This window comes from Pseudarthrobacter enclensis (genome assembly GCF_030811655.1).
Lineage (GTDB): Bacteria > Actinomycetota > Actinomycetes > Actinomycetales > Micrococcaceae > Arthrobacter > Arthrobacter enclensis_A.
On record NZ_JAUSRE010000003.1, the window covers coordinates 80,359 to 92,393 of the forward strand.

Genomic DNA, 12,035 nt, shown 5'->3' on the forward strand with positions numbered 1-12,035 from the left:
TGGGCCAAAGGGAGCGGGCGATTCAGAGGAGGCGGCGCTCCGCGGCCCACTTGGTGAGCTCGTGCCGGCTGGAGAGCTGGAGCTTGCGCAGCACGGCCGACACGTGGGTTTCCACGGTCTTGATGCTGATAAAGAGTTCCTTGGCCACTTCCTTGTAGCTGTACCCCCGGGCGATGAGGCGCATGACCTCCAATTCCCGGGCCGAGAGCTTGTCCAGCTCATCGTCGGCAATGTCTGCGGGGGCCGTGCCGAAGGCGTCGAGGACGAATCCGGCAAGGCGCGGCGAGAAGACCGCGTCGCCACCGGCCACGCGGTGCACCGCGTCGGTGATCTCGGCACCGGAAATGGTCTTGGTGACGTAGCCGCGCGCCCCGGCTCGGATCACTGCCACCACGTCCTCCGCGGCGTCTGAGACGCTCAGCGCCAGGAAACGCGTGGTGGACAGGAGAGCTGCCGAGCCTGCGATGACCTCGCGGCCCCCGCCGCCCAGTCCGCCGGGCAGGTGCACGTCCAGGAGGACGACGTCGGGGCGCTGTCCGGCAATCACGGCGATGGCCTGCTCCACCGTTGCTGCCTCCCCCACCACGTGGATGCTGGCGTCAAGGTCCGCTTTAAGCCCGGACCGGAAGATGGCGTGATCGTCCACGATGACCACCCGCACGGAACTGGCCGGCCGGGTGCTTCCGGGGCCTGTCCCCTGGGTCATGTTCATGTTTTCCCTTCCCAATGTTCCGCTGCAGCAGGCAGCCTTAGGCGGACTTCCGTGCCGTCAGCGGTGCTGAGGATTGCCGCGGAGCCGCCGTGCCGTTTCATCCTGCCGATGATCGATTCGCGCACGCCCAGCCGGTCCGCCGGCACCTCGCCCAGCTCGAAGCCGGGCCCCCTGTCCTTGATGAAGATTTCCGTCTGCCCGTCCGACGCCTCAAGGTAGACCGAAACCGTCCCGCCCCCGTGCCGCGAGGCATTGAGCATGGCTTCCCGGGCCGCCTGGACCAGGGCTTCGTTTGCCTCAGTCATGGCGGCGTCGCCAACGGTCACAACCTCCACCGCGTTGCCTAGCAGGTCCTCCACTTCGGCGGCGGCGGCCTTGACGCGGGCGGAAAGCTGCCCGCTTTCCCGGCCCGGATCCTGGAACAGCCAGCCACGCAGCTCACGTTCCTGGGCACGGGCCAGGCGGACGACGTCGTGCTCGTTGCCTGCCCGCCGCTGGATCAAGGCGAGCGTCTGCAGGACGGAATCGTGCAGGTGGGCGGCGATCTCCGCCCGCTCCGTTTCCCGGATCCGCCCTGAACGCTCGGCCTCCAGGTCCCGCCAAAACTTCAGCGCCCACGGCAACAGGACCAGCACCACGCCGCCCAGCACGGCAACCGATGCCAGCAGCGCAAGCCAGGTCTGTTCCCACGAGCCGGAACCGGACACCATCACCAGCACACCGGCCACCACCAAGGCCAGGCCGGCGGCAAGCCGGCCCCATCCGCCGGCCTGGTCAGCCTTGGTCTTGTCCACCAGCCCGGCACGCCGGGTTTCGTCCAGCTGCATCCAGGCGATCGAGGCCCCGCTCAGCACCGCGGCCGCGGGGATCAGGGTCCCCAGGGAGACATCCACGCCCAGCATCTGCGCCACCATGATGCCGGCCACCAGCAGCAGCCCGCAGCCCAGGAGGATCTCCTTGCCGTAGCGCATCCCGCCGGCCCGGAACCAGGGCGGAGGAGCCGCCTCCCCGTCCGGCGCCTTGCCGTTGCCACCTGCGGCCGTGCCGGCGTCGGGCGCAGTTCGCTGTGGCGACGGGGCCTGAACGGCCTGGCCCTGCCCCGGTTGGCTCACAGCGGGAGCAATAGGCGACGCCGGGCGGCGGGCACTGCGGCGTGCGGCCTCGTCCGCGGTGGGCACCATAATCCAGAGCCAGGCGTAGAAGACCAGGCCCGCCCCTCCCGCGAAGGCGGCGAGGACCATGGCCAACCGGACGTTCCTTACCGGCCAGCCCAGGTGCGCGGCCAGCCCGGAACAGACGCCCGCGATGACGCGGTCGCTGCTCCGCGCCAGGGGCGGGCGCACCGGGAGGGTTGTCATGGATCAATCCAAACATGGATCAGGGTTGGCCGGGCCGGATCAAGGCCCTTGCCGGGGGCGGCTCAGGGACCGTTCAGGGTTTCCCCCAATAGAGGGCCGGATGGGCAGGGACGGAGGATCGAGGTATGAACTCGCAGATCCCTCCCTCCGACGACGAACCGTCCGGGCCTCTGCCCGGCCCGGAAAGCCAGCCTCCCACTGAGCCGCTCCCGCCCTCCGCCCAGCTTCCCTCCCCCGGCCCAGAACACCCCGCCCCCGGACCGGGGGCGGCACCTGGGGGCCAGGAGGCCGGTCCCGGCCCGAACTACGGTTTCCAGGACGGCCCGGCGCCGGCGGCCTCCACCGATTTCTTTGGCTGGGTCCGCAGCCAGGGCATTCACCGGGGAAACGACCGGTGGATCGGCGGCGTTTGCAGCGGCATCGCCCACCGGCTCAACGTTGATCCGATCATCATCCGCGGCGCCGCGATCGTCCTGACCCTCCTTGCCGGCATCGGCGTACTGGTCTACGGCCTTGCATGGGCCCTCCTGCCGGAACCCGACGGCAGGATCCACGTCCAGGAGGCCGGCGCGGGCCGTTGGTCGAGCGGCATGACCGGGGCCCTCATCGCCACAGTGCTGGGCCTCACAGGCCTGGGCGGAGGCTACTGGGGCTGGAGCCATAACGGCTTGAGCGGGCTGCTGTGGACCGTCTTCTGGGTCGGCGGCGCCATCTACCTCATCTACTACCTGACGCAGCGAAACAAGGCACATCCCACCATGGCGGGACACTCGGTTCCACCCCGGACCACCTATCCTGCGGGACGCCCGGGAACAGGAGCTGCCTCGGCATTTTCCACCGGCACGGCTTCCGCGCCGGCCCCGGGACACCCGGCAACGCCTCAGTATGGCCCGCCCACCATCGGAGCGGGCACAGACGGAGGCTACGGGCCTCCCACCGGCGCAGGCCCTGGAAGGCCCGGGCCCAGCGCCGCCGGCCCCGCCGGGGCCGGGAACGGCACAGGGTTCGGCGGCCCGGGCAGCGCGGCGACCGGCGGTGGCAGCTACCCCGCCCCGTGGGTCCCGCCCCGGCCGTCGAAGCCGCGGCCGGCTGGACCGGGCGCTCCCGCGGTGGCCATCGCAACGGGCGCTGCCCTTGTGGTGGGCGGCGGACTGAAGGCGCTGGACGCCGCCAACATCATCAACCTGGGCGGCTCGGCCAACGCCATTGTGTGGGCCAGCGCGGCAGCAGTCCTTGGCCTGGGCATCCTGGTGGCCGGCTTCCGCGGACGGACCGCCGGCATCCTGAGCCTGTTTGCCGTGATAGCACTGGTCACCGGCGGTATCTACAACACCCTGGACGACGGCCGGATGCGGTTCCAGCAGGTGGACTGGAGCCCTGCCGGAATCGAGGAAGCGCGCGGGGGCATCGACATCACGGCCGGGCGGGGAACCGTGAACCTCACGGACCTCTCCCCAAGCACCCCCCTGACCTCCGACGTCGTGGTGCCCCTGGACATCACGGCCAGCAACGTGACGGTGGTCATCCCGCGAAACCTGCCAGTGGACATCAAGGCGGACATGACCATGGGGAACCTGAACGAGCCAAGCGGCCAACGCGGCGGTACCACCACCCGCGAGAGCACCTACAACACGGACAAACCGGGCAACCACCTGGTGGTGCAGATCGACGGAACCTTCAGCAACGTCACCATCCAGGAAGGCAACTGACATGGACAGCGGCAACATTCCGACGACGGCGGACCAGGACCTTGAGGGCCGGGCACCTGCCAGGGTGGGGACGGTGGTGTGGGGACTGATCGTCCTGGCGCTGGCGGTGCTGATCATCGTGGCGCAGTTGGGCATCGTCACCCTCAACGGCACCTACGTCTTGATCGGCCTGATGATTGGGGCGGGCGTGGCCCTGGTGGTGGGCGGCCTGCTCTCAGCCCGGAAACGTGACAACCAACCGACGACAGGGAAGTCTTGAACCATGGATAAGTTCTTCAGCATTGTCAGGGGCCTTGGCCTGAAGCGCGGCCCGGAGCGGTGGCTTGGCGGAGTCTGCGGCGGCATCGCTGCCAAGCTCAATGTGGACGTAGCTTTTGTCCGTATCGCCTTCCTGCTCTTCGCACTGCTTCCGGGGCCGGCCTTCGTTTTCTACGTCCTCGCGTGGGTGATCCTCCCGGACCAGCGTAACGAGATTCCGCTGCAGACGTTCCTGGACCGCCGCTCACTCGGTCGCTGACCGGGCCGGCTTCCGCCGCCAGCCAATAGCCCCCGCCCGGTGAATCCGTTCATCGGGCGGGGGCTTTTGGCTGCCCTGATTCCGCTGCGTGCCGGCCCGCATGTAACCGGTTTGTGTCGTACCCCACACACCCCACTACACTTCTAGGTGAGCTCAGCGTGGCGCTCTGCCTGTAAACCTTCTTCCCAGGATTTGAGCCGAACATGAAAATTGGAATCCTCACCAGCGGCGGCGACTGCCCCGGACTGAACGCCGTTATCCGAGGCGCAGTATTGAAGGGCATCGCCGTCCACGGCCAGGAATTCGTAGGATTCCGCGACGGCTGGCGCGGCGTGGTGGAGGGCGACATCATCGAAATCCCCCGCACCATGGTCCGCGGCATTGCCAAGCAGGGCGGCACCATCCTGGGCACATCCCGCACCAACCCGTTCGAAAACGGCGGCGGACCCGAGGCCATCAAGGCCCACATGGACCGCCTGGGCATCGATGCCATCATCGCTATCGGCGGTGAAGGGACCCTGGCAGCAGCCAAGCGACTGACCGACGCCGGCCTCAAGATCGTGGGCGTCCCCAAGACGGTGGACAACGACCTTGACGCCACCGACTACACCTTCGGTTTCGACACCGCCGTGCAGATCGCCACCGAAGCAATCGACCGGCTCCGTACCACTGGCGAGTCCCACCACCGCTGCATGATCGCTGAAGTCATGGGCCGCCACGTGGGCTGGATTGCCCTGCACGCGGGCATGGCCGCCGGCGCGCACGCCATTCTCATTCCGGAGCAGAAGGTGAGCATCGAGCAGATCACCGACTGGGTCAAGGAGGCCCATGCCCGCGGCCGCGCGCCGTTGGTGGTGGTGGCCGAAGGCTTCGTGCCGGAGCACATGGAAAGCCCGCACTCCGAGCGTGGACTGGACACATTCGGCCGGCCGCGCCTGGGCGGCATCGCCGACCAGTTGGCCCCCGAGTTGGAGGCAAGGACCGGCATCGAAACGCGTGCCACCATCCTGGGCCACATCCAGCGCGGCGGCGTCCCCTCCGCCTTCGACCGGGTCCTGGCCACCCGGCTGGGCATGGCCGCAATCGACTCCGTGGTTGAAGGATACTGGGGCACCATGGTGGCGCTGAAGGGCACCGACATCCGGCATGTGGCCTTCGAGGAAGCCCTTGGCCAGCTGAAGACCGTCCCGCAGAACCGCTATGACGAGGCCGCGGTCCTGTTCGGCTAAGCCACCGTGCCGCCCTAGGCTGGGAGCATGACACTCGATCCCGGCTCCGCGGCCATCATCCAGCTGGCATGGGCCCGCCGTCTTGGCCTTGACGACGATGCTTTCGGTGACGCCCTGGCTTCCGGCGAACGGATTGTCCGCGCCGACGAGTCATGCCGCACCGTCGAGTTCGTGCGGATATTCGGAAGTTCCGCGCTGGTGGGCCCGCAGAGCGTGATCGATGCCGCCGCCGGCATCCCGGATGAGGAAATGGCCCAGCACGTGACCCTCCTGAAGCTCACCCGGGAACACGGCGGCCATGGACTCGGGGCTTCCGCCCTGTTCTTCGCCGACGACCTGCCGCTCCAGCAGCCGTCCGAAGAGCTGACCGTTTCGCACGGAAATCCCGAGGCCATCGAGCTGGAGGGCCGTTGCCCACCGGACGACGTCAACGAAGTGGGGCTCTCCGACCTGGAAAACCGCTACACCATCGTGCACGAACTGGACGGCAGGCGTGTTCCCCTGGCCTGCGGGGCCTACGGGGAATGGGAGGGCCTGTTGGGCAACATGGGCGTGCTGGTGGACCCTGAGTGGCGGCGGCGCGGCCTGGGCTCACTGGCCGGCTCCATCGCGGCGCACGAGGCACTGGCCGCCGGGCTGACCCTGCAGTGGCGTGCCGATGTGAGCAACACCGGCTGCCTGGCCCTGGCCCGGAAACTGGGCCTCTCAGCCGGCGGAATCCAGACCAGCGTCAACCTTCGCTGAGGTACCGGTACCGGCAGCGGCGCTCCAGTCCTGGACCGGCTTGGGCTTGGCGAAGAACAGGGCCACCGCCGCGCCGGCCAGCACCACAGCGGCGGGCATCAGGATGGACTGTGCCATCGCCGTGGAGAACCCTGCCTTCAGGAACTCCGGCAGCGTGCCGCCCATGGCCATTCCCCCACCGGCTGATGCCGCGGGGCCGCCGGACGGAAGTTCGGCGGCGAGCCGGGACTGGATGAGGACGGCAATGGCGGCGCTGCCCAGCACGGCCCCGATCTGGCGCGTGGTGTTGTAAACGCCCGAACCGGCTCCTGCCTGCCGCGGCGGCAGGTTCCTGGTGGCGGTGGTGCTCAGGGGCGCCCAAATGCCGGCGTTGGCGAAGCCCAGGACGGCGCTGGGCAGCAGGAACAGCAGGATGGGCGTGTCCGGCTGCATCAGCAGGCCGTTCCAGACCAGGGCGACGGCCATCAATACCAGGCCGGAAGCGGCGAGGTATTTCGGGTTGACCCGGTCCACGATCTTTCCCACCACAGGTGCCATGCCGCCCGAAATCAGGGCCATGGGGACCATCAGGAGTGCAGACTGGGTGGGCGTGAGGCCACGGACCAGCTGGTAGTAGAAGATCAGCGGCAGGCCGAATGACGTGACGGTGAACCCCACCATGGTGATGCCCAGGTTGGCGAGGGAGAAGTTCCGGTCCCTGAACAGCCCCAGCGGCAACAGTGGTTCACCCTTGTTGAACCGCTGCCAGGCCACGAAAGCGGCCAGGACAACAAGGCCGGCGATAATCAGGCCCCACACGCTGATGAATCCGGTGATGGTGCCCCAGTTGTACGTCTCGCCTTCCTGGATGCCGAAGACCAGCAGGAAAAGCCCCACGGCGCTCAGCAGCACGCCGGGGATATCGAACCGGTGCGGGTGGGTGCTCAACGCCGGGACGTTGCGCAGTGCAAGGATGAAGCCAACGACGCCGACGGGTACGTTGATGAAGAAGATCCACTCCCAGCCGAGTCCGTCCACCAGGACACCGCCCAGGATGGGGCCCACCAGGGTGGCCATGCCGGCAGTGGCACCCCAGATGGCCATGGCAGAGCCGCGGCGGTCGGGCGGGAAGATGCGGGTGATGACCGCCATGGTCTGGGGCGTCATGACGGCCGCGCCGAGCCCCTGGACCACGCGTGCCCCGATGAGGGTTTCAACGTTCTGGGCAAGGCCGCACCAGAGGGACGCCAGGGTAAACACCACCAGGCCCAGGAGGTACAGCCTCCTGGGTCCGAACCTGTCCCCAAGTCGTCCGGTTATGAGCAGCGGAACGGCGTAGGCCAGCAGGTAGGCGCTGGTCACCCAGATCACCGAGTTGATGTCGGCGTGCAGGCCTTGCATGATCCGGGGATTCGCCACCGAAACGATGGTGCTGTCGATCAGGATCATGAAGAACCCAATCACCAGGGACCACAGCGCCGGCCACGGCTTCTCTACGTTTTCCACTCTGTCATCCTTCTGGAGTTTTATTGGTGCCGGGCGGAGCCCGGGGAGCCTTAGCCCAGCAGGTCCAGGATCTCCGTGCGGGCGAACATTTGCGCCGCAGCCCGCGCCGAGGGCGCCCCGGCATCAGGGTCCGCTCCGGCGCCCAACAGGACCCGGGCCACGTCTGGGTAACCCTTGAATGCCGCTCCGGCGAGCGGGGTCTGGCCCCGGTCGTTGGCGGTGTTTGCGTCGGCGCCGTGCTGCAGGAGCAGCCCAACGGTACCGGCGTGGCCGTGGTACGCAGCCAGCATGAGCAGGGAATCACCGGCGGCGTTCGTCATGGTGGCCGGAGCGCCGGCGTCCAGGTACGCACCCAGCAGCGCGCTGTTTCCTTCGCGCGCAGCCTGGAAGAGCTCGTGCGCCAACGCCAGCGCGTCGTCGTCGTGCGCTTCCGCGCGCTGCGCCCCGGCGTGGACGGGCGTGGTGTTCTCGGTCATCAGCGTGGCCCCCTCAGGAATCCGGTCTGGCGCCCCACCACCTGGCCTGCGTCGGGGGCGACAATGAGCTCCTGCGCGGCGGGATAGGGTTCATCGCCGTCCAGGACCGTCAGTATTTCATCCGGTGCCACGGAACGCTTTATGACCGCCAGGGCCACCGGCCCCATTTCGTAGTGCTGGGCCACGGAGGTCACCGTTCCAACCTTCCGCTCCCCCGCCATCACCGGGCTGCCGGCTGCCGGGAGGGTGTGCTGCGAGCCGTCCAGCTGCAGGAACACCAGCCGGCGCGGCGGGTGGCCGAGGTTGTGCACCCGGGCAATGGTTTCCTGCCCCTTGTAGCAGCCCTTGGCCAGGTGCACGGCGGTGCGCAGCAGGTCCAGTTCGTGCGGGATTGTCTTGTCATCCGTTTCGGCGCCGATGCGCGGACGCCAGGCTGCGACGCGAAGGGCTTCGGCCGCGAGCACGCCCGCCAGTGCGTGCCCGGCAACGGCGTCCTCCAGCTCGCCGGCGGGGATGAGGTACTCGAACCAGGGCCGTTCAAGTCCTGGATGGTTTTCCTCCGGGATGGTGGCGTAGGAATATCCGCCCGCCGAAACGTGGGGCCACGGATCCTGCCAGGCAAGGTGGCCGGACCATTCCGGAACGGCACGGGTGCTGCCCACCACGGCCCAGTCCGCGGAGACGTCGGCGATTTCCACCCGCAGCATGAACTTCATCCGGTTCAGGTACTCTGCCAGCGGCGCGGCCTCGGCGGCCTCCACGATCAGCCAGGTGGTCCCGCCGTCGTCAACCACCCGGGCGTCGAAGTCGATGCGGCCCTGGACGCTGAGGAGCAGCAGTTCACTGGACTCCCCCGGCTGCAGGGCTGCCACCTGCTGGGAGGACAGGGTGTTGAGCCAGCTCAGCCGGTCCGGCCCGGTGACGGTGACCACGCCGCGGTGGGAAAGATCGACGACGGCGGTTCCGGCAGCGAGTGCGCGCTGCTCACGCAGCGGCTCGCCGTAGTGGGCGGCGACACCGGCGTCAGGGCCGGCGGCCTCGACGGCGCCGGGGCGCGACAACAAAGGGCTGGGCGTAGTCATATGAAGTAGAAGTCCTTTGGGGTCGGCGGTATTCCGTGATCTGTGGGTTCGTTTCCGCACCCCGGCCGCTGGAAGGCACTGCCCGGGAAGCCCACTGCCTCAGGAGACCCCTGCAGTGTCAGACCGCTGTATCAGGAGACCCGGTGCAGGAAGGCGGACGCGTGGGCTTCAAGGCCTTTGCCGGCTTCTCCTCCCGTGGCCACGTCCCACCGCCACAAGAGGTTGCCGTCCACCAGGCCGAAGATCCGGGTGGCTGCGCTGTACTCCTTGGAGTGGCTGCCGCGCATCACCATGTCGGTGGTCAGCTGGATCTGCGGGCCCTTGATCTGGCCGTAGTAGAGCTCGGTGATTCCGCCGGGGTGCGCGATGGACACAGAGATGTCGAAGCCGCCGTCTTTGTTGCGCAGGGCCTCCACCTCGTCGGCGCTCTTCAACACCGGCACGATGTCCGCAGGCACCAGGCCTGGGCCGCCGTCGGCGTCCAACTGCTTGCGCTCCAGCGCCCAGAAGCCCGTCTCAACCGTGAGCGGGCGCAGGCGGACACCTTGGTCGTCCGTCAGCCAGCTTTCGGCGCGGTACTGGAGGTACGGGAGGCCGTTGTGGGTGAAGGACACATGCTGCAGGAAGTGTTCCGAGTCCTCGTCGCCGCTGCCCAGCCGGCCGCGGCCCTCCCACTCACCGATGAGCCACGAGAGGGGAACGAGTTCGGGGGTCAGATCTGTTGGAATCTCAATGGGCATTGCCATTACCTCCAGATACGGCTGGTACTGGAATAGGTCTGGTTACTTCTGGCCCTTGAAGAGGCGGTAGACCACGAACCCGGCGAACCAGGCCATGGACACGCTCGCGATGCCAAGCAGGACAAGGAAGAAGATTTCAAAAGCAAGTACGGACATGGTGCCATCCTAACCCGTTAGTAGATGAGTAGTTTGTCTATGAAGTACGCGAGCGATCCCACAGCCGAAACCGGGGCGAGGCCCATGCTAAGGGCAGCAAGAATGTTCAGCGGCGCCCCGCGGAGCGTGGCAAGCCGGCGGAAGCTCGCCAGGACCGCGCCCACCACGATGCCAAAGACGGCGGCCGGAAGGACAGCGATGTCCGACAGGACCAGCCCGGCAAGTGGACCGGCCAGGCCGGCAAGCACAACTCCCAGCGGCGCAACGATGCTGTCCGGCCAGCGGATGAGCCCCGCGAGCACGGCAACCGCAGCGCTGATCGCGGCCACCAGCAGCATCTCGCGCACCCCATTGAACCGCGCACCGGCAATCCAGCCCGCGCCGAGGCAGGACAGCAACACACCGGCGCAGCAGCCGAGGGTGGACTCCAGACGCTGGGCCTGGCCTGTTCCGCGGATCAGCTGCACCACGAAGACGGCCATCATTCCCAGGGCAACAAACGCCGGCGTCCAGTCCAGGTATCCCGGCGCGGGCACCACGGCCGCGGCGACCGCCGCGCCGGCACCCGGCAGGGCAATGACGGCGGCAAGGGTCTTCTTGGCCGGGATGCGCAGGAAGTGCGGCCAGCCGATCCCCACGGCGGCGGCAATGACGATGCCCACGGCGGCCAGGGCCAGCGGCGAGGCGTAGACGCCGGCGACGATGGCAATGAGGCCTGCTATTCCCACGACGCCGATGGTCCAGGAACCGAGCGAACGCACGGGCGCCTGCAATTCCGCGGTCATGCGGGGTCCGGCCTGTGCTTCGTCGGTGCACTCACTGCGCTGTTTTCCCATCCTGGCATCGGCCGGAAGGCTGGTCCGCCCCCTCATGGCAGGGCTGGTCCGCCCTGGTTCAATCCTGCCTTATGTGACCCGGATATGTCGCAAAACGTGCCTTCCGATGGCGCGGATCTGTGGTCCCAAGGGGGCCGCCGGGTATACTCAAGGTTCAGCTACGCTCCCTGCTGAGGTGGCTGGCCGGCGGCGTGCTGACGGACCAAAACCTCCTGCAGGAAGCCCGTACCGGCCGGTGAGAATCCGGTTCAGTCGCCCAATGATGCGCGGACGGCCCTTGGAGGAACAATGTCGCACATCCTGTTACTGACCAACAGCACCGGTTCTTCGGTGGACATCCTGCCTGCCCTCGAATTGCTGAACCACCGCGTCCATATCCTCCCCGCCGAACCCACGGCCCTCCTGGAAACGGACCCCTGCGACATTGTCCTTCTGGACGCCCGCAAGGACCTGGTGGGCGCCCGCTCCCTCACCCAGCTCCTGAAGGCCACAGGCCTCAGCGCCCCGCTGGTACTGATCCTGACCGAAGGCGGCATGGCTGCGGTTTCCTCGGCCTGGGCTGTTGACGACATCGTCCTTGATTCCGCCGGACCGGCCGAGGTGGAGGCCCGCATCCGGCTGTCCGTTGCCCGCGCGGTACCCGAACAGGAGGACGCACCCAGCGAAATCCGTGCCGCGGGCGTCATCATCGACGAAGCAAGCTACACGGCCCGGGTCAACGGAGCGCCGCTGAACCTGACCTTCAAGGAGTTCGAGCTCCTGAAATACCTGGCACAGCACCCCGGCCGGGTCTTCACCCGCCAGCAGCTGCTGACTGAAGTCTGGGGTTACGACTACTACGGCGGCACCCGGACCGTGGATGTCCATGTGCGGCGGCTACGGGCCAAGCTCGGCGCGGACCACGAAAACCTCATCAGCACGGTCAGGAACGTGGGCTACCGGCTCACCCTGGTCCGGCAGCAGGAAGACGAACTTACCGAGGCCTGAACCC

13 protein-coding genes are annotated in these 12,035 nt (G+C 67.8%); 6 read left to right on the forward strand and 7 right to left on the reverse strand.

Annotated elements, in window-relative coordinates:
* Positions 1–22: 22 nt before the first annotated feature.
* The gene (locus tag J2X98_RS03760; protein ID WP_174237526.1) at positions 23–712 is read right to left on the reverse strand and encodes a LuxR C-terminal-related transcriptional regulator; all 690 of its coding nucleotides are present in this window, start codon (positions 710–712) and stop codon (positions 23–25) included.
* A complete protein-coding gene (locus J2X98_RS03765) occupies positions 709–2,070 on the reverse strand; it encodes an ATP-binding protein (RefSeq protein ID WP_307304390.1) in 1,362 nt (453 codons plus the stop codon). The genes J2X98_RS03760 and J2X98_RS03765 overlap by 4 nt, the downstream gene beginning before the upstream one ends.
* A gap of 125 nt (positions 2,071–2,195) precedes the next feature.
* Here J2X98_RS03765 and J2X98_RS03770 point away from each other — a divergent pair, with 125 nt between their 5' ends.
* The 5 genes from J2X98_RS03770 (at position 2,196) to J2X98_RS03790 (ending at position 6,269) form a co-directional block, all read left to right on the forward strand.
* Positions 2,196–3,779, forward strand: a complete 1,584-nt coding sequence (locus tag J2X98_RS03770) for a PspC domain-containing protein (RefSeq protein WP_307304392.1) — start codon at positions 2,196–2,198, stop codon at positions 3,777–3,779.
* Position 3,780: 1 nt separating this feature from the next.
* On the forward strand, positions 3,781–4,038 hold the full coding sequence (locus J2X98_RS03775) for a hypothetical protein (RefSeq protein ID WP_141942710.1): 258 nt from the start codon (positions 3,781–3,783) through the stop codon (positions 4,036–4,038).
* Positions 4,039–4,041: 3 nt separating this feature from the next.
* On the forward strand, positions 4,042–4,296 hold the full coding sequence (locus J2X98_RS03780; protein ID WP_307304398.1) for a PspC domain-containing protein: 255 nt from the start codon (positions 4,042–4,044) through the stop codon (positions 4,294–4,296).
* A 203-nt stretch (positions 4,297–4,499) separates the two neighbouring features.
* Positions 4,500–5,525 (forward strand): ATP-dependent 6-phosphofructokinase, encoded by a 1,026-nt coding sequence (locus J2X98_RS03785; RefSeq protein ID WP_141942714.1) that lies wholly within the window; start codon positions 4,500–4,502, stop codon positions 5,523–5,525.
* 27 nt (positions 5,526–5,552) lie between these two features.
* Complete coding sequence (locus tag J2X98_RS03790; protein WP_307304401.1) at positions 5,553–6,269, forward strand: GNAT family N-acetyltransferase; 717 nt, start codon at positions 5,553–5,555, stop codon at positions 6,267–6,269.
* Here J2X98_RS03790 and J2X98_RS03795 read toward each other — a convergent pair.
* The 5 genes from J2X98_RS03795 to J2X98_RS03815 all read right to left on the reverse strand — a co-directional run bounded on the left by J2X98_RS03795 (position 6,231) and on the right by J2X98_RS03815 (position 10,993).
* On the reverse strand, positions 6,231–7,754 hold the full coding sequence (locus tag J2X98_RS03795) for a DHA2 family efflux MFS transporter permease subunit (protein WP_307304404.1): 1,524 nt from the start codon (positions 7,752–7,754) through the stop codon (positions 6,231–6,233). The genes J2X98_RS03790 and J2X98_RS03795 overlap by 39 nt on opposite strands.
* Before the next feature lie 50 nt (positions 7,755–7,804).
* Positions 7,805–8,230: an ankyrin repeat domain-containing protein gene (locus J2X98_RS03800; protein ID WP_307304407.1), complete on the reverse strand. Its 426-nt coding sequence runs from the start codon at positions 8,228–8,230 to the stop codon at positions 7,805–7,807.
* Positions 8,230–9,312, reverse strand: coding sequence for a CAF17-like 4Fe-4S cluster assembly/insertion protein YgfZ (ygfZ, locus tag J2X98_RS03805; protein ID WP_307304410.1), 1,083 nt, complete (start codon positions 9,310–9,312; stop codon positions 8,230–8,232). The genes J2X98_RS03800 and ygfZ overlap by 1 nt, the downstream gene beginning before the upstream one ends.
* 131 nt (positions 9,313–9,443) lie before the next feature.
* Positions 9,444–10,052: an FABP family protein gene (locus tag J2X98_RS03810; protein ID WP_141942722.1), complete on the reverse strand. Its 609-nt coding sequence runs from the start codon at positions 10,050–10,052 to the stop codon at positions 9,444–9,446.
* A gap of 173 nt (positions 10,053–10,225) precedes the next feature.
* Positions 10,226–10,993: a permease gene (locus J2X98_RS03815; protein WP_141942724.1), complete on the reverse strand. Its 768-nt coding sequence runs from the start codon at positions 10,991–10,993 to the stop codon at positions 10,226–10,228.
* Positions 10,994–11,332: 339 nt separating this feature from the next.
* Here J2X98_RS03815 and J2X98_RS03820 point away from each other — a divergent pair, with 339 nt between their 5' ends.
* Positions 11,333–12,031 (forward strand): winged helix-turn-helix transcriptional regulator, encoded by a 699-nt coding sequence (locus J2X98_RS03820; RefSeq protein ID WP_018769102.1) that lies wholly within the window; start codon positions 11,333–11,335, stop codon positions 12,029–12,031.
* Positions 12,032–12,035 lie beyond the last annotated feature (4 nt).